This is a genomic window from Aureimonas sp. N4 (assembly GCF_001463925.1).
Classification (GTDB): Bacteria; Pseudomonadota; Alphaproteobacteria; order Rhizobiales; family Rhizobiaceae; genus Aureimonas; species Aureimonas ureilytica_A.
Genome location: NZ_BBWS01000046.1, coordinates 107,744 through 131,030, shown reverse-complemented (window position 1 = coordinate 131,030; position 23,287 = coordinate 107,744). Strand labels below are relative to the sequence as shown.

The window sequence follows — 23,287 nt, the reverse complement described above, 5'->3', positions numbered from 1 at the left end:
AGGCCGGACGCGCCGCTCAGTTGCGGGCGTAGATGTCCTCGATGCGCACGATGTCGTCTTCGCCCGTATAGGAGCCGACCTGCACTTCGATGAGCTTCAAGTCGATCTTACCGGGATTGTGCAGGCGATGCGTGCAGCCGATCGGCAGATAGGCGGCCTCGTTCTCGTGGAAGAGCTTCACCGTGCCGTCCACCGTCACTTCGGCCGTGCCGCGCACGACGACCCAGTGCTCGGCGCGGTGGTAATGGCGCTGGAGGCTGAGGATACCGCCCGGCTTCACGCAGATATGCTTGACCTGGAAGCGCTCGCCGATGTCGATGCGCTGGTACCAGCCCCAGGGGCGGTGGATCTTGTGATGCTGCCCCGCTTCCGGTCGGCCTTCGCTATGGAGCTTGGCGACCAGCGTCTTGACCTCGGCCGCCTTGTCCTTGGAGGCGACGAGCACGGCGTCGGGCGTCGAGACGACGACGACATTGTCGAGGCCGACCACCGTCGTCAGCACCTCGTCGGAGCGCACGAAGCTGCCCGTCGTGCCCAGCACCGAGACCGGGCCTTCCAGCACGTTGCGGTCGCCATCCTGCGACTTGATGTCGTAGAGCGCGTCCCAGGAGCCGACATCCGACCAGCCGAAGGAGGCTTTCAGGACGCCCGCGCGCGCGGTCTTTTCCATCACCGCATAGTCGATCGAGATGCGCGGGGCGCTCGCGAAACGCTCGGCGTCGAGGCGCAGGAAGTCCAGATCGCGTTGCGCGCCATCCACCGCCCCTTCCGCCGCCTTCAGCGTGTCGGGTGCGTTGGCGGTCAGTTCCTCGACCATGAGCGCCGCCGGGAAGACGAAATTGCCGCTGTTCCAGCTGTAGCCTTCGCGAATGTAGTGCTCGGCCGTCTCGGCATCGGGCTTTTCGGCGAAGCGCGACACTTCGAACAGGCGGCCGCTGTCGTCCAACGGCGCGCCCGGCGCGATATAGCCATAGCCGGTCGCGGGCCAGGTCGGCTGAATGCCGAGCATCATGATGCGCCCGCCGCGTGCCGCCTCGGCGGCCGTCAGGCAGTCGCGCGTGAAGGCTTCGCCGTCGTTGATCACATGGTCGGCGGCCAGAACGAGACAGACGGCATCGCCATCGCGCCGGCCGGCGATCACCGCGCCGACGGCGACGGCCAGCGCCGAATCCCGCCGCTCGGGCTCCAGCACGATGTCGGCCTCAATGCCGTTGCGCGCCAGTTGCTCGGCGACCGTGAAGCGAAAGTCGGAGTGAGTGACGACGATGGGCTTGGCAAAACGCGGGCCGACGACGCGCAGCATCGTCTCCTCGAACGTCGTGCGCCCTTCGCCCAGAAGGGAAACGAACTGCTTGGGCATCGTGTCGCGCGACACGGGCCAGAGGCGCGTCCCGGAGCCGCCGGCAATGATAATGGGATGCACAAGGGTGCTCATAAATTTCCTTTCGGGTGATGATCACCGGCTACCGATAGGGTTATGTGGTGCTTCTTGTGCGCGACCTGCTTCCGCAACGCAACAGACTGAGCCGTTATTAGCACGGTCTTAGTCTTTTGCGGTAAACGCCATCGGACCAACCGAGAAAGAACAGGCTTGACCTCATCCGTCAGGGCTGCTTCCGTTCGGAAAATTTTAACTATAATACTAGCCTTTCCCGACATTTAAGATTACCCCAACAGCCTTACGGCGAGAATGAGGGCGACCCGGCGCGCTTGGGCTCGGGTCGATCGGGATTGCGGCTTTCCATGAATGCGATCGAGCGCGTGCGCGGCACGGTCTGGGCCGGGTTGGCGGGACTGATGGGCTTCACCTTCGTGGTGAACCTCCTGCTTTTGACCCAGCCCGTCTACATGCTTCAAGTCTATGACCGCGTTCTCTCGTCCGGCTCGGTCGATACGCTGATCTATATCTCGATCATGGCCGCCTTGGCGCTGGCCTTGCTCGGCGTTCTCGACGCGGTGCGCAACGCCATCGCCAGCCGCCTCGGCGCGCGGATCGAGGTGGCGGCCGCCAACGAGGCGATGATCGCGTCCATGAACGGGCCGCGCGCGGGCGTCGGCGACACGCAGCCGCTGCGCGATCTCCAGACCGTGCGCGGTTTCGTCGGCGGGCGCTCGATCTTCGGCTATCTCGATCTGCCCTTCTCGCCCCTCTTCATCGGGCTTTTGTGGTTTCTCCACCCGGCCCTGTTCTTCCTGACCCTGTTCGGCGCCGTGGTTCTGGCCATCCTCGCCTATTGCAACCAGCAGGCCTCGGCCCGTGCCGCGACCGTGGCGAGCGAGAACTCGATGGCCGCGATGCTGTCGGCCCAGAGCTTCGTGCGCAATGCCGAAAGCATCCGCGCCATGGGCATGATGGAGAACACGATCGACGCCTGGGGCGCGTCCGAAGCGCGTTCGCTCGCCGCGCAGGACCGCATGAACCGCACCAATGCCTGGTTCGCGGGGGCCTCCAAGGCGTTTCGCCTGGGACTGCAGATCGCCATTCTCGGTACGGGCGGCTATCTCGTGCTGCAGCGCGAAATGTCGGGCGGCATGATCTTCGCCTCCTCGCTGATTTCCGGGCGCGGCCTTCAGCCGATCGATCAGGTGATCGCCGGCTGGAAGCAGTTCGTGGAAACGCGCAAGGCTTGGGAGCGTCTGCAAAAGGCGCTGTCCAGCGCAGCTCCCCGCCCCAAGGCCACCGAGCTTCCCGAGCCGACCGGCCTGGTGACGATCCAACAGCTTGTCGTGCTCGCCCCGCATAATCCCGCCGCCGAACCCCTGCTGAAGCGCGTCTCGGTGCAGATTCCGGCCGGCACCTGCATGGTCGTGGTCGGCCCGTCGGGCGCGGGCAAATCGACCTTCGCGCGCACGCTGATCGGCGCCATGCCCATCCATGCAGGCTCCGTCAGGGTGGACGGCGCCGACATCCGCAACTGGGACCCCGAACAGCTCGGCCGGCGCGTCGGCTATCTCGCGCAGGACGTCGAAATGCTGCCGGGCACCGTGGCCCAGAACATCGCCCGCTTCGAACCGGACGCCGCCGATGCCGAAATCGTGGAAGCGGCCAAGAAGGCGCAGGTCCACGACCTGATCCAGCGCCTGCCCAAAGGCTACGACACACTGCTGGGGCCTGCGGGACATCAATTGTCCGGCGGCCAGCGCCAGCGCGTCGGGCTGGCCCGCGCCTTTTTCGGCGGTCCGCGTCTTCTGATCCTGGACGAGCCAAACGCCCATCTCGACAACGAGGGCGACATGGCCCTCGAACAGGCGCTGCGCAACGCGCAAAGCGACGGCGTGACCGTTCTGCTCGTCACCCAGCGGCGCAATGTCGCGGAACTAGCCGACAGCATCATGATCCTGCGTGACGGAGCGATCGACGATGTCGGCCCCAAGGCCGATGTCTACGCAAGGCAGGCTGCCCGCCGAAAGGCGGAGGCCGACCAGCGCGAGGGCGAAGCCCGCCGCCGCATCGAATCCATGGTGGTGAAGGGTCAGTTTGGCCAAGGTCAGGCGCCGACCAGCGCGCAGGGAGGGATGCAATGAGCGAGGCCCGCACGACCCCACGCATCGCCGGCCCCAGCGCCCCGCGCGCCCGTCCGCCGCGTGCCCATTGGGCCGACGCGGTGCCCACCCAGTCGCGCAAGCTGACGCTGGCGGGCCTTGCCCTGTCGGGCTTGTTCCTCTGCGGCTTCGGCGTCTGGGCCACCACAGCTCCTCTCTCGGGCGCGGCGATCGCCCACGGCTTCGTGGTCGCGGCCGGGCGCAACCTCCAGATCCAGCATCTGGAAGGGGGCATCGTCTCCGAAATCCTGGTGCGCGAGGGCGATCGGATCGCGGCCGAGCAGCCGCTCTTCCGCTTCGAATCCTCCTCGGCCGGAGCGCAGCGCAACCGGCTGCGCAATCAGCTTCTGTCGCTGGAAGCACGCGCCGCGCGTCTCTCGGCCGAGCGCGACGGCGCGCCGGACCTCGTGTTCCCGGCCAAGCTCCGGCAGCAGCCGGACGACGCGCCGCTCGCCAATGTCCTGTCCGAGCAGATGAAGGAATTCACCACCAAGCTCGAAGGCCATCGGCGCGAAGTTGCGATCATCGGCCAGCAGATCGCCGCGCTGAGCGAGCAGATCCAGGGCCTTGGCGAGCAGAAAAGCGCCGCCCAGGAACAACTGGCCGTGGTCAAGGAAGAGCTGAAGCGTCGCAAGGCTCTGCTCGAAAAGGGCCTCGCCAACCGGCGCGAATATACCGACTTCCTCCTGTCGCAGGCGCAGCTCACCGGCCAGATCGGCGAGTTCGGCTCCAGCGTTCTGTCGGCCAAGACCCAGGTCGAGGAAAAGAAGGAGCAGATCGCCCGGCTCCAGAGCAAGCGCGTGGAAACCGCTGCCGCCGAGCTGAACGAGACGCGCGCGCGCATCGCCGACGTGGACGAGCAGTTGCAGGCCGCCGAGGCCGTCTTGGAGCGCGTCACCGTGCGCTCGCCGAGCGCGGGCGTCGTGGTCAAGGTCAATTACAACGCCAAGGGCGCGGTGGTCTCGCCCGGCCAGCCCATGGCCGAAATCCTGCCGACCGGCGAAAACATGATCGTGGAAGCGCGGCTGACCCCGCAGGACATCGACGCGGTTCATGTCAACCAGCATGCCGATCTGCGCTTCACCGCGCTGAACCGCCTGACGCCGACCGTGGACGCCACCGTGACTTTCGTTTCGCCCGACCGGCTGGTGGATCCGCGCACCGAGCAGCCCTACTACGTCGCACGCCTGCGCCTGTCGGACCATTTGCCGCCCGGCGTCGCCATCGCGCAGATCTATCCCGGCATGCCGGTCGAGACCTACATCAAGACCGGCGAGCGCACCTTCCTCGAATATCTCCTGAAGCCTCTCGAGGACAGTTTCAGCCGCGCCTTCCGCGAAACCTGACGACGCTCCCGCGCGCTTCGCAGAGGCGTGGCGGGTGTTCGCTTAGAGCCGGGGGCAAAACCCTGCGGGTCGATCCGCCGGGTCCTTGCGCCCCCGATCATCGTTGCCGATGCTTGGCCCTGCGCTGCATCGTCTGCGCTCGGCGCCTCGTCGGCAACGCAAGTCCCTCGCCGGCTTTCCGCCGCAGGGTTCTGCCCCCGGCTCTTAACCCAAAATGCACGCTCTGCTTGCCGCGCTGCGGCAAAGCCTCTAGCTCTGGCGCCAGCGTGGCTGGGGAAAGGCGACAAGCATGACGGTTCTCGTGACGGGCGGTGCCGGTTACATCGGCAGCCACATGGTCTGGAATCTCGTCGATGCCGGCGAGGACGTGGTGGTGATCGACCGCCTGTCTACCGGCTTCGAATGGGCAGTGCCCACGGAAGCGCGGTTGCAGGTCGGCGACATCAACGACCAGCCCTTCGTGGAGCGCGTGATCGCCGAATTCGGCGTCACCGAGATCATTCATTTCGCCGGTTCGATCGTCGTGCCGGAATCCGTCTCCGATCCGCTCGGCTACTATCTCAACAATACGGTGGCCAGCCGTGCGTTGATCGAAAGCGCGGTGCGCTGCGGCGTGAAGCATTTCATCTTCTCTTCGACTGCCGCCGTCTACGGCTCGCCGCGCCAGATGCCGGTGCAGGAAACGCAGCCGCCCGCGCCCGAATCGCCCTATGGCACGTCCAAATGGATGACGGAGCTGATGCTGCGCGACACAGCCGCGGCTCATCCGCTGACCTTCGCGGCGCTGCGCTATTTCAACGTGGCGGGCGCCGACCCCAAGGGCCGCACCGGCCAGTCCACCAAGGGCGCGACCCATCTGATCAAGGTCGCGAGCGAGACCGCGCTTGGCAAGCGGACCCATATGGATGTCTACGGCATGGACTACGACACGCCGGATGGCACCTGCGTGCGCGACTACATTCATGTGAGCGATCTCGCCGACGCTCATGCGCAGGCCCTGCGCTATCTGCGCGGCGGAGGCGAGTCGCTCATCGCCAATTGCGGCTATGGCCACGGCTATTCCGTGCTTCAGGTTCTCGATACGGTGCGCCGCGTGGTGGGCAAGGAGTTCGACGTGCGCTTCGCAGGCCGACGGCCGGGCGATGCGACCTCGATCGTCGCCGATGCCTCGATCGCGCGCGAGCGCTTCGGCTGGACACCGCGCTTCGACGATCTCGACCGGATCGTCGCCGATGCCCTGTCCTGGGAAGAGAACCTGTCGCGTCGCAACGCGCGCTGACGTTTTGCTTACGGCCTGTCCGCCGGCCCGGCGTCGGCGGACAGGCCCTGAGGCACAAGACCCTGCCGCCCTATCAAGCGCTTCTCTTCGGGCGGGATGGGCGTGAGGCGTGAAGGGTCGCCCGCCTCGAACGGGCGTGGCAGAAGCACGCTGAGATTGAAGCGTCTGATATCGGCACGCTCCTGTTTCAGCGAGAGTTTTGCGCCTGCGACCTCCGCCTCGAAGGTCTCGAACGCGGCGACCTTGGCCAGCAGCGCCTCGCCCGGCGCGCGCCCGACCCGCGACAACAGTTCCGCAAGAACGACAGCGACGTCGCGCCCGGTATCTGCGGCTTTCGCTTCGTCATGGAGATTGGCCTTCACACGGACGTCGAGCGCATTGTCATCGTCGTCCCTCGCGCTGCGGGCCATGGCAAAAAGACGTGTCGGCGGCCCGTCGCCGGGGCGCGGATAGGTTCGCTCCATCGCGCATTCCTCGCGCCCGCTGCGGGGCGCAGCCCCAGCGCGATCCGTTTTCCATCCCAGTTCTTTCAAGCGGGCGCAGATTTCGCCGGGCGCGATGCCCTGCCTCGGCTGGAAGGTGAAGGTCATCCGAGCCAGTTCCAGAGGACGAAACCAGCGCCGCTGCTCCGCGAGCGTCAGGCTAGGCCCAGGCGCGGGCGGTGGAGACGGTGTGGCCACCGGGATCAGCATCGGCGCGCGAACGCTATGCGACACGACAGGACCGGAGGCCTCGCGGTTGCGATGCCAAAGCTGGAGCGCGGCGAGTGCGCCGCCCAGAAGCGCTACCAAAACCAGAAGCCGCACGAACATGGCGCCCGCGGCCGAGTCCCGTAAGGCGCGAAAGGTCTCGAACAAGAGGGATGCGCTCTTTCGTTTGGAGTTCGCTGACCTTTATATCACCCCAGCGGCGCCGCGACAGCGGGCTGTGAACCGGGGACAGGACCATTCGGCGGAGGGCGAGCGAGCGATTGTTTCTGCCGGCAAGGTGCCGGGCGCAGGCCGTGCAGCGCATGAGCGAGCACCGGCAACGATGCGAGGCGGGAACAAGACACGGTCCGCCGACCCGAAGGGTTCTGTCCCCGGTTCTTATCTCCCGTGACGTGGCCCGACCTTCGAGCCGAGCCGGCGAAAGGATCATCATGAGGTATGTCGCACTCCTGCCTGCAGTGCTCGCGCTGCTCACGATCTTTCCCGTCGGCCAGCTTCACGCCCAAGCCGTGCGCCAATGCGAAGCCGGCGATACCGCCTGCCGGCAGAACGCGCGCCGGACGAATTCGGGCGGTGTTTCCGCGCCGCGCCCGGCCTCGCGCGCACTGCGCCAAGGCAGCGACGGCACGCTCGCGCCGCGCACCGGCCGCTATCGCGAAAACGGCCTTTATGGCTCGGGACAGAACAAGGGTTGCGACAGCCAAGCCGTGCGCTCGCGTCAGCGTTCCGGTCTCGTTCCCAATTGCTGAGAGCTTGTTCGGCCTCTCGCCCGGTATGCCAAATCAGCCTGGGCTGACACGCGCCACGGCAAGGGATGGGAACAGAGACGGCGGGACCGCCCCTTCCTGGCTGCCCGAAGCGCCCGACGCAGCCAGGAACTGGCCGTCAGTCGTCCCGGTTGGAAAACCGGCTCCAGAGATCGGGGCGGCGCTCGCGTGTCAGCCGCTCGGCCTCGGCGCGCCGCCAGCGCTCCACCGCGCCATGATCGCCCGACGTCAGAACCGGAGGAATCGAGCGCCCCTCCCACAGAGCCGGGCGCGTGTAGTGCGGATGCTCCAGCAGCCCGTTCTCGAAGCTTTCGGTTTCGCCGGAGGAACTGTTGCCCATGACGCCGGGCAGAAGGCGCACCACGGCGTCGAGCAGCACGAGCGCCGCCATTTCGCCGCCCGAGAGAATATAATCGCCGATCGAGACTTCGATCAGGCCGCGCCCTTCGATCACGCGCTCGTCCACGCCTTCGAACCGTCCGCAGACGATCACGGCCCCCTCCCCTCCAGCGAGGTCGCGCACGAAGCCCTGCGTCAGCGGGCGGCCGCGCGGGCTCATCAGGAGCCGGGGGCGCGGATCGCCCTCGGGGCTCGCCGCATCGATGGCGCGGGCCAAAACATCGGCCCGCAGCACCATCCCGGGCGAACCGCCGGCGGGCGTATCGTCCACCAGACGATGCCGCCCCTCGCCGAATTCGCGGATGAAGGTCGTCTCCAGCGTCCAGTCCCCACGCTGCAAGGCACGGCCGGCGAGCGACATGCCGAGCGGCCCGGGAAACATCTCGGGGTAAAGCGTGAGGATGGACGCACGAAAGACCATGACGCTCAGCCGAACGCTTCGACGGAGGCGACGTTGACGATCTGAAGCGTCACGGCGGCGCCGCCGGCTGCGTCCAGCGCTTCATGCCATGCGCCGACGTGAGCGGCCTTGGTATGGGCGGTCAGTGTTTCGCGGCTGTCCCATTCCTCGTAGATGCGCACGAGACCGGGCTCCGAGACATCCCGCGCAAAGGCATAGACCTTGCAGCCGGCCTCCTGGCGCGTCGCCTCGATCAGGCGGCGCATGGGTTCGGTGAGCGCGTCGAGCGCCTGATCCGTGGTTTTCAGCGTACCGGACACGATGATCATGATGAATCCTCCCTCGCCCTCTTGGGTGGGTCAGCGATAATGCGCGACGCGGGGGATGGCAACGCGCCGGGGGATGCGCCGTGCAGCCGGGCTTACGCCTCGGTGGGCTTGTCCTCGGTCTCGCCATCCTCGTCGCCTTCGCCCTCGCGCGCCTCGACGGCGCCCGACAAGCCGGCGGCGACGGGCTCGACCAGGATGAAGCCGAGATCGAGATCGACCTCCGGCACGGCCGTCTCGGTGAAGGGGATCATCACGCTGGCGCCGCCGTCGGGAGCGATTTCCAGAATGTCGCCCGCGCCAAAATCGTGAAAGGCGACGACTTCGCCGATCACGGTTCCGTCCGTCGTGCGCGCGACGAGGCCGACGAGATCGGCCTGATAGAACTCGTCATCCTCTTCGTCCGGCAGGGCGCTGCGATCCACGAAGAGATCGGTGCCGTTCAACCGTTCGGCGGCGTTGCGGTCCTTCACCTCGGCAAAGCGAACCACCACGACGTTCTTCTGCACCCGCGCCGACTGGACGGTGAAGCGGCGTCCGGTGCCGTCGAAGAGCGGGCCATAGGCGCCCAGATCCTCGGGGTCCTGCGTGAAGGATTTGACGCGCACTTCGCCCTTGATGCCATGCGCGCCTCCCACGGTGCCGAGAAGAACGGGATCGGACGGCGCTTGGGGATCGGACACGGGGCAGCGAACTCGCGAAGGAACGGAAGATCGGCCAGCCTGCCCGAGGGCATTGGAACTGGCCAGTTCAAAAAACTCCAGAGATCGTTTGACCGCGCGAACGGGCTTCGTCAACCACGGGCCGCGAATCGTCCGGCCGAAAACCCGTCAGGACATCGCCCCACGCCGATCCTGATGGGTCCGTTCATAGAAGCGCCGCTTCACCTGATACATCAGAAGATCGGCCCGGCGCGCCACCTCCTCCAGCCGCTCGCCCGCCCGCATGGTCGCAACGCCCATGGACAGCGACAGGGCTTCGCCGGGATAGAACTGGTTGTTGACCTCGCAGAGTTCCTCGATCGAAGCCATCAGCATCTCCGCCTCGGCGGCTCCCGCGCCCGGCATCAGCACGGCGAACTCATCCCCGCCGATACGCGCGGCGGTCCAGGGACGGCTTACGGCCTCCGTAAAGACCTCGCCCGCGCGGCGCAGAAGCGTGTCGCCGGCGGCATGGCCGAGTTGGTCGTTCAGCGCCTTCAGCCCGTTGAGATCGGCCACCAGCACGCTCACCGTTTCCGTACGTCGGCGCTCGATGCGGTTCATCTCGTCGTTGAAGAAGGAGCGGTTGTAGAGCTTGGTCAGAACGTCGTGCTTGCCGAGATATTCGAGATAGGCCTCCGCCTTCTTGCGCGCGGTGATGTCGGTCAGCGCGATCTGAACGAGCGACCAATCCCTCTCATGCCCCGGCAGGACGTCGAACTGAAGGACGAAATGCATCTCCTCGCCCTCCAGCGAGTAGTTCACGACCTCGCGGCTCTGGAAGAGCTTGCCGTTCCAGAGATCGATGAGCTGCTCCTGAAAGGGCTGCAGCATCCGGTCGCGGAACACGTCGCCCAGCCGCGACAGGAGCGTGTCGAGATCGGGCGCGCGGAAGAGCTGGAGCGTCTGCCGGTTGACCGAAAGAACGCGGATTTCGCTGGCGCAGCGTGTGACGAAATCGGGATGCACTTCGAGAAAGGTGCGAAAGTCGGACACGCCGGTCGCGCGCACGTCTTCCAGAAGTTCACGGATGGCCGAGAAGTCTTCCACCCAGAGCGAAACCGGAGAGTTCTCGAAGAGCGCCGTGGCATAGACCTCGCTCTCGGCGAGCCGCCGCCGCGCGCCCTCGCGCTCGCTCACGTCTTCGGTCGCGACCAGAACCCGGTCCCAGGTGTCTTCGTGGCCGGGCAGGATGCGGCCCTTGAGCTGGATATCGAGCGGGCGGCCGCTCAACGTATGGTTCACGGCGGAACTGGTGAACTCGGGCGAGCCGCCCGCGATCTGAACGATCTCCTCAAGATGGTTTTCCAGCATCGCGCCCTGGAACACTTCGCCCAGCCGGTTGACGAGTTCGGCCGTGTCGCGCGCTTCGAACAGGCGCAGGGTCGCGGGGTTCACGTCGATGATGCGGATCGCTTGGGCCGACGCGCGAACCCGGGTGAGATCGGCTGAGAGAAAGGCGCGCGGATCGTCCATCCCTTCGGCCCGCCATTGGTCCACGAGCCGGCGGATGCCGCTCCAGTCCTCCAGCCAGAGAGGAATCGGGGCAAGGGCGAACAGGTCCATCGGCATCAGTCTCCCAACGAAGCGCGGATCGAACGGCAAAGGCGGACCGCGGGCAAGCGGCATCTGCCGAGAGTCTGATGCGCGCCGCTTCCGGCCATGGCCAAGCCGACTCGCTGCCCCACGAAAAAGGCGCGCTGGAAAGCCAGCGCGCCTTACTTTTACAGTCGAGATGTTAAGAGATCGGTCAAGTGACCGCTCCGAAACCTTACTCGGCCGAAGCTTCGGCAGCGGCCTGCTCGGCGGCGGCGCGGGCGTCTTCCTCGCGCTGCTTGCGCTCGGCTTCGCGCTCCTGGGCCTTCTTGCCCGGCAGGCCCTTCTTGAGGTTCTCGCGCGACGGACGGTTCACGATGCCGGCCTTGTCGAGGAAGCGCAGCACGCGGTCGGTCGGCTGAGCGCCTTCACCGAGCCAATGCTTGATGCGGTCTTCCTGAAGGGTGACGCGCTCGGCGTCCTTCGGCAGCATCGGGTTCCAGGCGCCGACCGCCTCGACGAAGCGGCCATCGCGCGGCGAACGGGCGTCGGCGACGACGATGTGGTAGTAGGGGCGCTTCTTGGAGCCGGCACGGGCGAGGCGCATCTTGAGAGGCATGGGTTTGTCCTTTGTTCTTGATCCCGGCGCCTTTTGAGGCCGCGCCGTGGTGTCTGACAGTGGAGTTGGTGTTTCGAGGAGAAGCCGGCGCGCCGGCCCCTATCGTTTCTTGCCCGGAAGACCGGGAAGCTTGGGAAGGACCGGCAGGCCGGGAAGCCCACCGCCGCCGAGACCGGGAGGCAAACCGCCGGGCAAGCCGCCCATTCCCCCGAGGCCACCCTTCTGAAGGGACTTGGCCATTTCCTCGAGCTGCTTGGGGTCCATCTTGGAGAGGTCCGGCATACCGCCGCCGAGACCGGGTGGAAGACCCATCTTGGAGCCGAGGCCGCCCATGAGCTTGCCCATGATGCCGGCGCCCTTGCCGCCCTTGCCGCCCATCGCCTTCATCATGTCCGCCATCTGGCGGTGCATCTTCAGAAGCTTGTTGATGTCGGCCGAATCCGTGCCCGAGCCCGCCGCGATGCGCTTCTTGCGCGAATGCTTGAGCAGGTCCGGGTTCTCGCGCTCCCATTTCGTCATGGACGAGATGATCGCGAGCTGGCGCTTGAGCAGCTTGTCGTCGAGACCGGCCGCCGAGATCTGATCCTTCATCTTGGCCATGCCGGGCATCATGCCCATGACGCCGCCCATGCCGCCGAGCTTCTGCATCTGACCGATCTGGTCGGCCAGATCGTTCAGATCGAACTTGCCGGACTGCATCTTCTTGGCCATCGCCGCGGCCTTTTCCGCGTCGATGTTTTCGGCGGCCCGCTCGACAAGGCTGACGATGTCGCCCATGCCGAGGATGCGGTCGGCGATGCGCGCGGGATGGAAATCCTCCAGCGCGTCCATCTTCTCGCCCGTGCCGATCAGCTTGATCGGCTTGCCGGTAACGGCGCGCATGGAGAGCGCGGCGCCGCCGCGCCCGTCGCCATCGACGCGGGTCAGGACGATGCCCGAGATGCCGACGCGCTCGTCAAAGGAGCGGGCGAGATTCACCGCGTCCTGACCGGTCAGCGAATCGGCGACCAGCAGGATTTCATGCGGGGCGGACTTGGCCTTGATCTCGGCCATTTCCACCATCAGCGGCTCGTCGATATGCGTGCGGCCGGCCGTGTCGAGGATAAGAACGTCGTAACCGCCGAGGCGGGCGGCCTGCGCGGCGCGGGCCGCGATCTCGACCGGGTCCTGGCCCGCGATGATCGGCAGGGTGGCGACGCCCGTCTGCTCGCCCAGAATGCGCAGCTGCTCCTGCGCGGCCGGGCGGCGCGTGTCGAGCGAGGCCATGAGGACGCGCTTCTTCTGGCGCTCCGTCAGGCGCTTGGCGATCTTGCCCGTGGTCGTGGTCTTGCCCGAACCCTGCAGGCCGACCATCATGATCGTGACCGGCGAAGGCGCGTTCAGGTCGATCGCCACCTGATCGGAGCCGAGCGTCGCCACCAGCTCGTCATGAACGAGCTTGACCACCATCTGACCGGGCTTGATCGACTTGACGATCTCGGCGCCCACGGCCTTGGAGCGCACGCGGTCGGTGAAGGAGCGCACCACTTCCAGCGACACGTCCGCTTCCAGAAGCGCCCGACGAACCTCGCGCAGCGCGGCCGACACGTCGGAGTCCGACAGCGCGCCGCGGCCGGTCAGGCCGTTCAGGATGGACCCGAGGCGGTCCTGGAGGGATTCAAACATCGCATCGTCCTTGTTCTTCCGACCGGCGGAAGAATGGGAACCGGAAGCGCCCCTTCCAAGCCACAGCGCCAAAGCGGATCGCATCCGCGGGCGAATCTCGCTGGCGGATGGGGACCTCCATGCGGCTCGGCAAACGAGGGACATGGTCGGCGGATTGCGGTCGGAACGGTCGCAAGGTTTGGGTCTTTAAGTCGAGACGGCGGGCAAAAGTCAAGACCTCGCTCCGTTCCACGTGCGAAAGCCTCCCGTTCGTTCACGTTTTCGCAGAGTTTTGGAGCGAAGAAGCGTTGCATTCCATTTCATACGCATCGCTGTCGCCACTTTCTTAAGCGTCCGAAGGTAGTCTTCGGACATTCGCTTCGCCGCACGCTGGAACCATGAACATTCTGCGCTTTCCCACTGTCCGATCGTCGGGAGGACCATCTGGGCCCTCCGACGCGGACGTGCGCGCGGAAGCCGACGATCGAGACCCGCCGCTCAAGCCGGCACCCATGATCCTGTCCGGGCCCAACCAGCCGGAACTGCGCGTTCTCATGGCGGTGACGATGTTCCAGCGCTCATCAATCGAGATGCTGCTGACGCGCAACGACAGGGTGCGCGCCATACTCGACCAGTTCCGACCGACCGAATCGTAAGGGCCTCATCCGAAAGCGACCAAGCGACGGCGGCCTGGACCTAACGAAGATGTGATCGCCAGTAGACCGCATCTTACTCGCCTGATATGAGAACGATCGTTCGCTCTCATCTGGCTGATTTCATGACAATCATTGCACCGATCGAACCGTCCGAGGCGGCGAGCGCGCCCCTCTCGCGCAAGGACCACATCCTTCGCGCCGCGCGGCTTTGCTTCTCGCGCTCGGGCTTTCATCGCGCGTCGATGAGCGAAATCTGCGCCGAAGCGAAGATGAGCCCGGGCGCGCTCTATCGCTATTATCCATCCAAGGACGCGATCATCGAGGCGATCGCCGAGGAGGAGCGGCTGGCCGCGAGCGCCTGCCTCGCCCAACTCGCCGCGCCCGGCCCGATCGCCCGCCGCATCACCGATGTCGCGCTGACCTATCTCGCGCAGGCCCGCGACCCCGAGACCGGCAATCTCATGGTGGAGATTTGCTCGGAATCGCTGCGCAACACGGCCGTCGGCGAGCGCTTCCAGGCGATCGAGGCCGAAGTGCGCCAACGGTTTCAGGTGGTTCTGGAGGAGGCGCGCTCGCGTGGCGAGATCGCCGCCGACCTTGACCTCGACCTCGCGCTGACCTTTCTCATGGGCATGGGCGACGGCCTCGTCATGCGGCTTCGCCTTGAGCCCGAGCGCCCGGCCGAAACGCTGCGCCCCTATCTTCACCGCATGATCGCCAGCCTTCTGGGGGCCGACCCCGCATGATCGCGCGCGCTCCTCTCTCTCCCCTCCCTCGCTTCTTTCGGAGTGTTCCCATGCTTCGGTGCCTGGCCCTCTCCCTTGCCGCTTCGGTCGCGCTGAGCGGCCTGACCGCTCCCACATGGGCCGCCGAACCGGCCGCACCAGTCGCCGCGCCCCCGCCGCCCAACATCTCGGTGCTGACGGCCGAGCCGCGCGAACTGGTGGCGAGCGTCACCGTCACCGGCACGCTGACCCCGCGCGAGACCGTGACGGTCGGCGCGGATGTCGATGGCCTGCGCGTTCGCGAGCTTCTGGTGGACGAGGGCGACGAAGTGAAGGCCGGTCAGGTTCTGGCCCGGCTCGAAACCGACATGATCGACGTCAATCTGGCGCGCTCCGCCTCGCAGGTCGCGCGCGCCGAAGCCGCGATCGCACAGGCCAAGGCCGCGATCACGGAAGCCGAGCCTGCCTCGGTGGAGGCGGATGCCTCGCTGAAGCGCACGAGGGCGCTGAACGACAAAGGCATTGTCGGCCAGGACGTCTTGGACACGCGCATCTCGGCCGCCGCGACGGCTGCGGCCCGCCTTGCCTCCGCACGCCAGAACGTCGCCCTCTCGGAAGCGGACCTCGCCGCGACGCGCGCCGAGCGCGCCGAGCTGGAGCTTCGCCGCTCCAAGGCCGAAATCCGCGCGCCGACGGACGGCCTCGTTCTGCGCCGTGTCGCCCAGCTCGGGCAGATCGTCTCGGCGGCCGGCGGCGGCCTGTTCGAGATCGCGCGCGACGGGCTGGTGGAACTCGACGCCGACGTGTCGGAAACCGCGCTCGGCACTATTCGCAAGGGTGAGCCGGCCGAAGTGACAGCAGCGGGGGGCATCAAGAGCCAAGGCGAGGTGCGCCTGGTCTCGCCGCGCGTCGAGCAGGCCTCGCGCCTCGGGCGCGTGCGCATCGCCCTGCCCAAGGAGGCTGCCCTGCGCGTCGGGGCGTTTGCCCGCGCCGTGATCGAGACCGATCGCAGCACCGGCGTCACCGTGCCGCGCACCGCCGTCAACACCGGGCCGACGGGCGATTTCGTTCAGGTCGTCTCGAACGGCGTCGTGGCGACGCGCACCGTCACCACGGGCGTCTCCACCGGCAGCGCGGTGGAAATCAGCTCCGGCCTTCAGGCGGGCGAGAGCGTCGTCGCGGTCGCCGGCACCTTCGTGCGCGATGGCGATAAGGTCACGCCCGTGCCGGCCGAGACGCTCGAAACGGCGGAGGCCAAGCGATGAACTGGAACATCTCGGCCTGGGCGATCCGCAATCCGGTCCCGCCCATCCTTCTCTTCGTGGTGCTGGTGGCCATCGGCATCGTCAGCTTCATGAACCTGCCGATCACGCGCTTTCCCAATATCGACGTGCCGGTGATCTCCGTCACCGTCACCCAGTCGGGCGCCGCGCCCGCCGAGCTGGAAACGCAGGTCACCAAGCTCGTCGAGGACGCCGTCGCCGGCGTCTCCGGCATCAAGCACATCACCTCCACCGTGACGGACGGCCAGTCCGTGACGGCGGCCGAGTTCCGGCTGGAGGTCAACACCGACCGCGCGCTCAACGACGTGAAGGACGCGCTCGCCAAGATTCGGGGCAATCTCCCCCGCACGATCGAGGAGCCGATCGTCCAGCGCATCGAGGTCGAGAACCAGTCGATCGTCACCTATGCCGCGACCTCGCCGGGCATGACGCCCGAGCAGCTCTCCTGGTTCGTGGACGACACCGTGATCCGCGCGCTTCAGGGCATCAAGGGCGTCGGCAAGGTTGATCGCATGGGCGGCGTCAAGCGCGAGATCCAGGTGCGGCTCGACCCCGACCGGCTTGGCGCGCTCGGCATCACGGCGGCCGAGGTGAACGCGCAGTTGCGCGCCACCAATGTCGATCTGTCGGGCGGCCGAGGCCAGTTCGGCGGCCAGGAACAGGCGATCCGCACCCTCTCCTCCGCCGGCACCGTCCGCGCTCTGGCCGATACACGCATCGCGCTGTCGGGCGGGCGTCAGGTGCGCCTGTCGGAGCTGGGCACCGTCACCGACACGGTGCAGGAGCCGCGCTCGTTTGCCCGGCTCGACGGCCAGCCCGTCGTCGCCTTCTCGATCTACCGCTCCAAGGGCGCGAGCGACACGACCGTCGCGGGTCTCGCGGCCGAGCGCATCGCGGAGCTTGCCAAGGCGCATCCCGACGTGCGCTTCACGCGCATCGACGACAGCGTGACCTATACCTACGGCAATTTCGAATCGGCCATGGAAACGCTCGCCGAGGGCGCGTTCCTCGCCGTCGTGGTCGTGCTGCTCTTTCTGCGGGACTGGCGCGCGACCTTGGTGGCCGCCATCACCCTGCCGCTCGCCGCGATCCCGACCTTCTGGGCCATGAGCATGATGGGGTTCTCGCTGAACCTCGTCAGCCTTCTGGCCATCACGCTCGTGACCGGCATTCTGGTGGACGATGCGATCGTCGAGATCGAAAACATCGAACGCCACATGGGCATGGGCAAGCCGCCCTATCAGGCGGCGATGGAAGCGGCGGACGAGATCGGCCTCGCCGTCATCGCCATCACGCTCACCATCATGGCCGTGTTCGCGCCGGTCTCCTTCATGGGCGGCGTCGCCGGGCAGTATTTCAAGCAGTTCGGCCTGACGGTCGCGGTGGCGGTGTTCTTCTCGTTGCTCGTCGCGCGCCTCATCACGCCCATGTTGGCGGCCTATTTCTTCCGCCCGCAAACACACGAAGGACCGGGCTTCGCCCCGCTCCTGCGCCGCTATGTCCTGCGCATCGCGCCGCTGGCGGGTCTCGCCATCGGCGCGCTCTTCGCGCTCGCCGCCCTGCCGGAAGCCACGGGCGGCAACGCGGCGGTGGACTGGCTGAAGCTCCATGCCCCCGCCGTCACCTGGGATCAGGCCGGCGCGCTGTCGCTGCGCATCGCCATCGGCGCGGCGGTGGCCGCCGTGCTCCTCGCCTTCCTCAACCGCCCGCATCCCGCCGAGCAGCGTGACGGGCCGCTGATGCGGGCCTATACGGGCTTTCTGGGCTTCACCGTGCGCTGGCGCTGGCTGACGCTCGCGGTCGGCATCGGGCTCTTCTTCCTGTCGATGGACGCCACGAAACATCTGCCGACCGGCTTCATCCCCAAGGAAGACGCCTCGCGCATCGTGGTCTCCGTCGAGCTGCCGCCGGGCACGACGCTGGACTCGACCCGCCGCGCGGTGGACCGGGCGGCGGCCAGCATCCGCGAACTGCCCGAGGTGCGTTCCGTGCTCGCCATCGGCGGCTCATCACCCACCGGCACGCTGGAGGTGCGCCGCGCCGCGCTCACGGTCAATCTCGTGCGCAAGTTCGACCGCCACCGCAGCCAGGCCCAGCTCGAGCCCGTCATCGCCGCCAAGCTCGCCGCGATCCCGGACCTGCGCTCCTTCTTCGTCAACGACCGAGGCGAGCGTGAACTCTCCGTCGGCCTGCTCGGCAGCGACGGCGCGGCGGTGAGCGAGGCGGCCGCGCGGCTGGAAAGCGAGATGCGGCGCGAGCCGATCTTCGCCAATCCGTCGGCCATGATGTCCTTCGCGCGGCCGGAACTGCGCATCGTGCCGCGCCTGGACGAGGCCGCCGATCTCGGCATCGCGCCAGAAGCCATCTCGCAGACCGTGCGCGTCGCCACGATCGGCGATGCGGACGCCAATCTCGCCAAGTTCAATATCGGCACGCGCCAGATCCCGATCCGCGTGCAGATCAGCGAAACGGCGCGGCAGGATCTGGGCGCCGTGCAGTCCCTGCGCGTCCAGACGGCCAAGGGCGGCACGGTGCCGCTCGACGCCATCGCCGCGATCGGCTTCGGCCAGGGCCCGTCCACGATCGACCGCTACGACCGCGAGCGCCTCGCCAAGGTCGGCACGTCCATGGCCCCCGGCCATGAGATCGGCGAGGGGTCGGCCTGGATCGCCCAGAGCGAGACGGTGAAGAGCCTGCCTCCCGGCGTGCGGCTTCAGGCGGTGGGCGACGCCGAAATCCAGGGCGAGGTCTTCGCCGGCTTCGCCTCGGCCATGGGCGCGGGCATCATGATGGTGCTGGTGGTGCTGATCCTCCTGTTCGGCTCGGTCTTCCTGCCGATCACCATTCTCGCCGCCCTGCCGCTCTCCATCGGCGGCGTGGTCGGCGCGCTCTGGCTGACGCAGAATGCCGTGTCCATGCCGGTCGTCATCGGCATTCTGATGCTGATGGGCATCGTGACCAAGAACACGATCATGCTGGTGGATTTCGCGGTCGAGCAGGAGCGGCACGGGATGCGCCAGCGCGACGCGATCATCGACGCCGGCCGCAAGCGCGCGCGCCCGATCATCATGACCACGATCGCCATGGCGGCGGGCATGATGCCGGCGGCCATGGCGACGGGCGAAGGCGGCGAGTTCCGCGCGCCCATGGCCATCGCGGTGATCGGCGGCCTGCTCGTCTCCACCGTCCTGTCGCTGATCTTCATCCCCTCGCTCTATACGCTGATGGATGATCTGAGCGGCCTGACGGGGCGCATCTTCGGCAGGCTCCTGAAGCCCAACCGGGCCGATGGCGAGGCGCCCGCCCACGCCCATCACGCAGCGCCGCCGCTCGCGGCCGAGTTCGAGGCGGGACCGACCTGGAAGCGCGTCACCGAGTTCGGCGGCCAGAAGGACGCCGGCGGCGGCACGCTTCAGCCAGCGGCGGAATAGAGACCATCCGAAACAGCATATGGGGGCCGGTTTTCGAACCGGCCCCTTTTGCGTGAAGGGGGTCTTTGGGTGATCGGCCCCACTCGCGAGAGGGCGAACGGCACGCCCTGCCTCGCCTTTGAGCAACCTGCCCAAGACATGCGCCAAATGCAGAACTCAATGCCTCATTCCCGCCCAAAACCCTTCGATCAGATTTAGAAAGCCTCCAAGACTCTAACGGTTTGCATAGGTCGCATGGCAAGTATGCGCTTCGCTGCATTGCAGCATAGCTCGGCCGATCCTATTCTTGGATCAACACGCAAGCCAAAGGCCCCCTACGATGAAGCTCACTGCTCGACTGCGCGAAGCCCTTCGCCCCACCCGCCAGAGCGACCGCGAAGCCGCCTACCTCAACGAAGCCACCTCGCTCGTCGACCTCGAAGGCCGTCAGCGCGAAATCGATCGTGGCCGCTATGGCCGCAACCGCAACTCGGGCTTCTGATCCTCTCGACAGCGTATGCTGCGGGGTGACGGTGCATTCACCCCTCCCCGCTCGACAGGGGGCCTTCGCCCCCGCATAAGCTGGCCGCGTTCGGCGACAGCTCTCAGGACGGCCCGAACCTGTCGATGATCAGGCCTGCCGTCCATGCCGGACCCGCTTCCGCCCCAAGGGAGCCGCCCGGCGGCCCGACGGGCCAGTGCCATCGATAGCTCCCCTCGCATCCTGTCCTGCGGAGCTTGGCCATGGCCTCTTCTCTCGAACTCGGCCTCGACACGTTCGGCGACGTGACGCGCGGGCCGCACAATGCCCTCCAGCCGCACGCGGCGGTGCTTCGCGAACTGGTGGAGCAAGGCGTTCTGGCCGACGAGCTGGGCGTCGATTTCTTCGGCGTCGGCGAGCATCATCGCGCCGATTTCGCGGTATCCGCGCCCGACATCGTTCTGGCCGCCATCGCCACGCGCACCAGCCGCATCCGTCTCGGCTCGGCCGTCACGGTCTTAAGCTCCGACGATCCGATCCGCGTGTTCCAGCGCTTCTCGACGCTCGACGGCCTCTCCTCGGGCCGGGCCGAGGTCATTCTGGGGCGCGGCTCCTTCACCGAGTCCTTTCCGCTCTTCGGCTTCGACCTCAGCCAATACGAGCGCCTGTTCGCCGAAAAGCTCGACCTCTTCGCGGCCCTGCGCACGGGCGGCCCGGTGACGTGGCAGGGCTCGATCCGCCCTCCGCTCACCGAGCAAAGCGTGTTTCCGCCCACCGAGCATGAGCCGCTGCGCACCTGGATCGGCGTCGGCGGCAGCCCGGAATCGGTGGTGCGCGCGGCGCGCTACGACATGCCGATGCTGCTCGCCATTATCGGCGGCGATCCCGCCCGCTTCCGCCCCTATGTCGATCTCTTCGCGCGCGCGAGCGCCGAAATGGGACGCCCTGTCCGGCCGATCGGCGTTCACTCGCCGGGCTTCGTCGGCGAAACGGACGAGGCCGCGCGCGAAGCCTTCTGGCCCGACTACAAGCGGATGCACGATCGGATCGGCGCGGAGCGCGGCTGGCCGCCGCTGGAAAAGGCGCAGTTCGAACGCGAGATCGAGCGTGGCTCGCTTTACGTCGGCTCGCCCGAAACCGTCGCCGCCAAGATCGCCAAGACCGTGAAGGCGCTCGGCCTGTCCCGCTTCCAGTTGAAATACAGCGCCGGCCCCCTGCCCCAGGCCGATCTGATGCGCTGCATCGAACTGTTTGGAACGCGCGTCGCGCCGCTCGTGCACGAACTCGCGGCGAACTGACGCCAACAAAAAGGGCCGGCCTCCCGAGCGGGAGCCGGCCCTTCGTGTCGCATCAGGCGCTCAGGCGCTCGAAACTCTCGTCGTTCAAGTCGAAGTCGAAGCCCGAGCCTGCCGACGGTGGGGCGGCGGACGGACGCTGGCTCGGTGCGGGCTGTGCCTCACGTGGCTGGGTGCGCGGCGCCCGCTCCTGCGCCTTGGCGGCCACGGGCTCGGCGCGGGGCTGCGCCGGGCGCGGCGCCAGCTTGAAGAAGGACGCGCGCTCGGCCAAGCGCTGGGCTTCGCCGGACAATTGGTCCGATGTCGCCGCCATCTCCGTCGCCGCGCTGGCGGTGGATTGCGTGACCTGGTCGAGTTGCGTGATGGCCTGATTGATCTGGTCGGCACCCGCCGATTGCTCGCGGCAGGCCGCCGAAATTTCGGCGACGAGTTCGGCCGTGCGCTCGATGCCCGGTACCAGCGCGGCGAGCTTCATCTGCGCGCTTTCGGCCACCACAAGCGTCGAGGAGGAGAGTTCGCCGATCTCGCGCGCGGCCACCTGGCTGCGCTCGGCGAGCTTGCGCACCTCGGAGGCCACCACCGCGAAGCCCTTGCCATGCTGTCCGGCGCGCGCCGCCTCGATGGCGGCATTCAAGGCCAGAAGGTCGGTCTGGCGGGCGATTTCCTGCACCATCGCGATCTTGGAAGCGATGTCGCGCATGGCGTCTGCCGACTGCGCGACGGCCGCGCCGCTCTCGGTGGCGTGGCGGGCCGCCTCGGCGGCGATCTTTTCGGTCTGCGACGCGTTTTCGGCCGTCTGCCGGATATTGGCGGTCATCTCTTCGATCGCCGCCGAGGACTGCTCGGATGCCGCCGCCTGCTCGCTGGACCCCGAGGACAATTGCTCGGCCGTCGCGGCCGACTGGGTCGAGCCGGAGGCCACCATGGCGGCCGAAGCGTTCACGTCCCCGGCGATCTCGGCGAGGTTGCGGTTCATCAAAGCCATGGCGCGCTGGAGATCCCCGATCTCGTCGGAGCCCTTCGCCTCGATCCGGCGCGTCAGGTCGCCGGCCCCGATCGAACGAGCCATGGAGACCGCCGTGTCCAGCCGCTTGGTGATATCGCGGGTAACGAAGACGCCGCCGGCCGCCATCGCGAGCGCCATGCCCAGCAGCCACAGACCCGCTTCGATCATGCGCTGGCGCAGAATGGCCTGGATGTCATCGACATAGACACCCGTTGCGACCGTCCAGTCCCACGGCTTGAAATAAGCGGAATAGGCGTATTTCGGCACATCCTCCGTGCCGCCGAGCCGCTTGGTGGAGTAGCTCGTGAACCCACCGCCCGCGATGGCGCGGCGGATCATTTCCTGGTTGAGATAGACGCCGTTCTCGTCCCGCCGCTCCCAGCCGCTTTCACCTTCCTGCTCGGCCTTGGGGAAGATCGTGCGGATGCCCTTCGAATCGAAGCTGACGAGATAATTGTCCCCGCCGAAGCGGATCGGGCGCAGGGCTTCGCGGGCTCGGTTCTGAGCTTCGGTGAGGGACAGTTCGCCCTTTTCCACACGCTCCTGGAGCGAGGCGATTGTCGTCATGGCGGCTTGGATCTGCGCGGTCAGGAGGTCACCGCGATCGGCCCAAAGCTGGTTGCGCAAGGTCCAAAGCTGAACGCTGGCGCAACCGATGGCGATGGTGATCGCAAAGGCCATGAGCAAGAATAGTTTCCGCCCAACGGTGAGACGCATAAGAAACTCCTGGATTCGCACGAATGCAGCAATCCAGCGCAAGCTCGCCGAAAGGCGTTAAGAGTTCCCAAGACGATTGGGAAAAAAGCCAATACGACCTGATAATCCAAGGTCATGGTAAATGGGCGTTTTCAAACAATCCTGCACGTCAACAATGCCCTCAGGTTATAAACGTCGGCGCAAACCGGCGAGAAACGCAACGCAGGCCATGCGTCTGCGATACCGATCAGGGCAGGAAAAGTTTAAGGAGGAGCCAGCCGGCGGCCATCATCATGCCGAGCGCTGTCGTGTGAACGAAGAGCGTGACGATCGTCTCGATTCGCATGGCATTCTCCCGCGCCGCTCCCCATCCCCCGATGGGCGGCGAACACACGACACGGCGTGGGTTCGATCCGGCATGGACGAGCTTAGCCCAGCCGCTTTTCCGAAGAACTGACGCGGGCG

General features: G+C 66.8%; 19 protein-coding genes. 10 read left to right on the top strand and 9 right to left on the bottom strand.

Annotation, left to right across the window (positions count from 1 at the left end):
• Nucleotides 1–16 precede the first annotated feature (16 nt).
• Entirely contained in the window at nucleotides 17–1,435 is a 1,419-nt protein-coding gene (locus AUL28_RS14895) for a mannose-1-phosphate guanylyltransferase/mannose-6-phosphate isomerase (protein WP_062234032.1), read from the bottom strand.
• Between the two features lie 308 nt (nucleotides 1,436–1,743).
• Between AUL28_RS14895 and AUL28_RS14890 the strand changes: the two genes are divergently transcribed.
• From AUL28_RS14890 to galE, 3 genes are all read left to right on the top strand, one after another.
• The gene (locus tag AUL28_RS14890) at nucleotides 1,744–3,525 is read left to right on the top strand and encodes a type I secretion system permease/ATPase (RefSeq protein ID WP_058635223.1); all 1,782 of its coding nucleotides are present in this window, start codon (nucleotides 1,744–1,746) and stop codon (nucleotides 3,523–3,525) included.
• A complete protein-coding gene (locus AUL28_RS14885) occupies nucleotides 3,522–4,889 on the top strand; it encodes an HlyD family type I secretion periplasmic adaptor subunit (RefSeq protein WP_062222836.1) in 1,368 nt (455 codons plus the stop codon). The genes AUL28_RS14890 and AUL28_RS14885 overlap by 4 nt, the downstream gene beginning before the upstream one ends.
• Nucleotides 4,890–5,178: 289 nt before the next feature.
• The gene (gene galE, locus AUL28_RS14880) at nucleotides 5,179–6,168 is read left to right on the top strand and encodes a UDP-glucose 4-epimerase GalE (protein WP_062222838.1); all 990 of its coding nucleotides are present in this window, start codon (nucleotides 5,179–5,181) and stop codon (nucleotides 6,166–6,168) included.
• Between the two features lie 8 nt (nucleotides 6,169–6,176).
• On the opposite strand, the gene AUL28_RS14875 is transcribed toward galE, so the two are convergent.
• Complete coding sequence (locus tag AUL28_RS14875; protein WP_062222840.1) at nucleotides 6,177–7,025, bottom strand: DUF6030 family protein; 849 nt, start codon at nucleotides 7,023–7,025, stop codon at nucleotides 6,177–6,179.
• A gap of 284 nt (nucleotides 7,026–7,309) precedes the next feature.
• Between AUL28_RS14875 and AUL28_RS14870 the strand changes: the two genes are divergently transcribed.
• Complete coding sequence (locus AUL28_RS14870; protein WP_156418449.1) at nucleotides 7,310–7,627, top strand: hypothetical protein; 318 nt, start codon at nucleotides 7,310–7,312, stop codon at nucleotides 7,625–7,627.
• Nucleotides 7,628–7,763: 136 nt separating this feature from the next.
• Here AUL28_RS14870 and trmD read toward each other — a convergent pair whose 3' ends face one another.
• The 6 genes from trmD to ffh all read right to left on the bottom strand — a co-directional run bounded on the left by trmD (nucleotide 7,764) and on the right by ffh (nucleotide 13,291).
• Complete coding sequence (gene trmD / locus AUL28_RS14865) at nucleotides 7,764–8,465, bottom strand: tRNA (guanosine(37)-N1)-methyltransferase TrmD (protein ID WP_062234029.1); 702 nt, start codon at nucleotides 8,463–8,465, stop codon at nucleotides 7,764–7,766.
• A 5-nt stretch (nucleotides 8,466–8,470) separates the two neighbouring features.
• Complete coding sequence (locus AUL28_RS14860; protein ID WP_062234027.1) at nucleotides 8,471–8,773, bottom strand: putative quinol monooxygenase; 303 nt, start codon at nucleotides 8,771–8,773, stop codon at nucleotides 8,471–8,473.
• Nucleotides 8,774–8,865: 92 nt separating this feature from the next.
• On the bottom strand, nucleotides 8,866–9,453 hold the full coding sequence (gene rimM, locus AUL28_RS14855; protein WP_062234023.1) for a ribosome maturation factor RimM: 588 nt from the start codon (nucleotides 9,451–9,453) through the stop codon (nucleotides 8,866–8,868).
• 147 nt (nucleotides 9,454–9,600) lie between these two features.
• Nucleotides 9,601–11,037 (bottom strand): sensor domain-containing diguanylate cyclase, encoded by a 1,437-nt coding sequence (locus AUL28_RS14850; protein ID WP_244493533.1) that lies wholly within the window; start codon nucleotides 11,035–11,037, stop codon nucleotides 9,601–9,603.
• A gap of 205 nt (nucleotides 11,038–11,242) precedes the next feature.
• Nucleotides 11,243–11,626: a 30S ribosomal protein S16 gene (rpsP, locus tag AUL28_RS14845; RefSeq protein ID WP_058601906.1), complete on the bottom strand. Its 384-nt coding sequence runs from the start codon at nucleotides 11,624–11,626 to the stop codon at nucleotides 11,243–11,245.
• Nucleotides 11,627–11,725: 99 nt separating this feature from the next.
• Entirely contained in the window at nucleotides 11,726–13,291 is a 1,566-nt protein-coding gene (gene ffh / locus AUL28_RS14840; protein WP_062234006.1) for a signal recognition particle protein, read from the bottom strand.
• Nucleotides 13,292–13,782: 491 nt separating this feature from the next.
• On the opposite strand from ffh, the gene AUL28_RS14835 reads away from it, so the two are divergent.
• The 6 genes from AUL28_RS14835 (at nucleotide 13,783) to AUL28_RS14815 (ending at nucleotide 21,123) form a co-directional block, all read left to right on the top strand.
• Nucleotides 13,783–13,926 carry a hypothetical protein gene (locus tag AUL28_RS14835; protein ID WP_156420026.1) on the top strand — a complete coding sequence of 48 codons (144 nt, stop codon included), beginning with the start codon at nucleotides 13,783–13,785 and terminating at the stop codon, nucleotides 13,924–13,926.
• Nucleotides 13,927–14,048: 122 nt separating this feature from the next.
• Nucleotides 14,049–14,672 carry a TetR/AcrR family transcriptional regulator gene (locus tag AUL28_RS14830; protein ID WP_062223022.1) on the top strand — a complete coding sequence of 208 codons (624 nt, stop codon included), beginning with the start codon at nucleotides 14,049–14,051 and terminating at the stop codon, nucleotides 14,670–14,672.
• Nucleotides 14,673–14,722: 50 nt separating this feature from the next.
• A complete protein-coding gene (locus AUL28_RS14825; RefSeq protein ID WP_062234002.1) occupies nucleotides 14,723–15,916 on the top strand; it encodes an efflux RND transporter periplasmic adaptor subunit in 1,194 nt (397 codons plus the stop codon).
• On the top strand, nucleotides 15,913–19,365 hold the full coding sequence (locus AUL28_RS14820) for an efflux RND transporter permease subunit (RefSeq protein WP_062233999.1): 3,453 nt from the start codon (nucleotides 15,913–15,915) through the stop codon (nucleotides 19,363–19,365). The genes AUL28_RS14825 and AUL28_RS14820 overlap by 4 nt, the downstream gene beginning before the upstream one ends.
• A gap of 319 nt (nucleotides 19,366–19,684) precedes the next feature.
• Nucleotides 19,685–19,846 (top strand): DUF3563 family protein, encoded by a 162-nt coding sequence (locus AUL28_RS22185; RefSeq protein ID WP_082640486.1) that lies wholly within the window; start codon nucleotides 19,685–19,687, stop codon nucleotides 19,844–19,846.
• Nucleotides 19,847–20,088: 242 nt separating this feature from the next.
• The gene (locus tag AUL28_RS14815; protein ID WP_062233996.1) at nucleotides 20,089–21,123 is read left to right on the top strand and encodes an LLM class flavin-dependent oxidoreductase; all 1,035 of its coding nucleotides are present in this window, start codon (nucleotides 20,089–20,091) and stop codon (nucleotides 21,121–21,123) included.
• 52 nt (nucleotides 21,124–21,175) lie between these two features.
• On the opposite strand, the gene AUL28_RS14810 is transcribed toward AUL28_RS14815, so the two are convergent.
• Nucleotides 21,176–22,807, bottom strand: a complete 1,632-nt coding sequence (locus tag AUL28_RS14810; protein ID WP_062233994.1) for a methyl-accepting chemotaxis protein — start codon at nucleotides 22,805–22,807, stop codon at nucleotides 21,176–21,178.
• Nucleotides 22,808–23,287 lie beyond the last annotated feature (480 nt).

Bases quoted from the DNA above. Each gene is read 5' to 3' on its own strand.
- AUL28_RS14895 (WP_062234032.1), bottom strand. From the start codon at position 1,435: ATGAGCACCCTTGTGCATCCCATTATCATTGCCGGCGGCTCCGGGACG.
- AUL28_RS14890 (WP_058635223.1), top strand. From the start codon at position 1,744: ATGAATGCGATCGAGCGCGTGCGCGGCACGGTCTGGGCCGGGTTGGCG.
- AUL28_RS14885 (WP_062222836.1), top strand. From the start codon at position 3,522: ATGAGCGAGGCCCGCACGACCCCACGCATCGCCGGCCCCAGCGCCCCG.
- galE (WP_062222838.1), top strand. From the start codon at position 5,179: ATGACGGTTCTCGTGACGGGCGGTGCCGGTTACATCGGCAGCCACATG.
- AUL28_RS14870 (WP_156418449.1), top strand. From the start codon at position 7,310: ATGAGGTATGTCGCACTCCTGCCTGCAGTGCTCGCGCTGCTCACGATC.
- trmD (WP_062234029.1), bottom strand. From the start codon at position 8,465: ATGGTCTTTCGTGCGTCCATCCTCACGCTTTACCCCGAGATGTTTCCC.
- AUL28_RS14860 (WP_062234027.1), bottom strand. From the start codon at position 8,773: ATGATCATCGTGTCCGGTACGCTGAAAACCACGGATCAGGCGCTCGAC.
- AUL28_RS14850 (WP_244493533.1), bottom strand. From the start codon at position 11,037: ATGGACCTGTTCGCCCTTGCCCCGATTCCTCTCTGGCTGGAGGACTGG.
- rpsP (WP_058601906.1), bottom strand. From the start codon at position 11,626: ATGCCTCTCAAGATGCGCCTCGCCCGTGCCGGCTCCAAGAAGCGCCCC.
- ffh (WP_062234006.1), bottom strand. From the start codon at position 13,291: ATGTTTGAATCCCTCCAGGACCGCCTCGGGTCCATCCTGAACGGCCTG.
- AUL28_RS14835 (WP_156420026.1), top strand. From the start codon at position 13,783: ATGATCCTGTCCGGGCCCAACCAGCCGGAACTGCGCGTTCTCATGGCG.
- AUL28_RS14830 (WP_062223022.1), top strand. From the start codon at position 14,049: ATGACAATCATTGCACCGATCGAACCGTCCGAGGCGGCGAGCGCGCCC.
- AUL28_RS14825 (WP_062234002.1), top strand. From the start codon at position 14,723: ATGCTTCGGTGCCTGGCCCTCTCCCTTGCCGCTTCGGTCGCGCTGAGC.
- AUL28_RS14820 (WP_062233999.1), top strand. From the start codon at position 15,913: ATGAACTGGAACATCTCGGCCTGGGCGATCCGCAATCCGGTCCCGCCC.
- AUL28_RS22185 (WP_082640486.1), top strand. From the start codon at position 19,685: ATGAAGCTCACTGCTCGACTGCGCGAAGCCCTTCGCCCCACCCGCCAG.
- AUL28_RS14815 (WP_062233996.1), top strand. From the start codon at position 20,089: ATGGCCTCTTCTCTCGAACTCGGCCTCGACACGTTCGGCGACGTGACG.
- AUL28_RS14810 (WP_062233994.1), bottom strand. From the start codon at position 22,807: ATGGCCTTTGCGATCACCATCGCCATCGGTTGCGCCAGCGTTCAGCTT.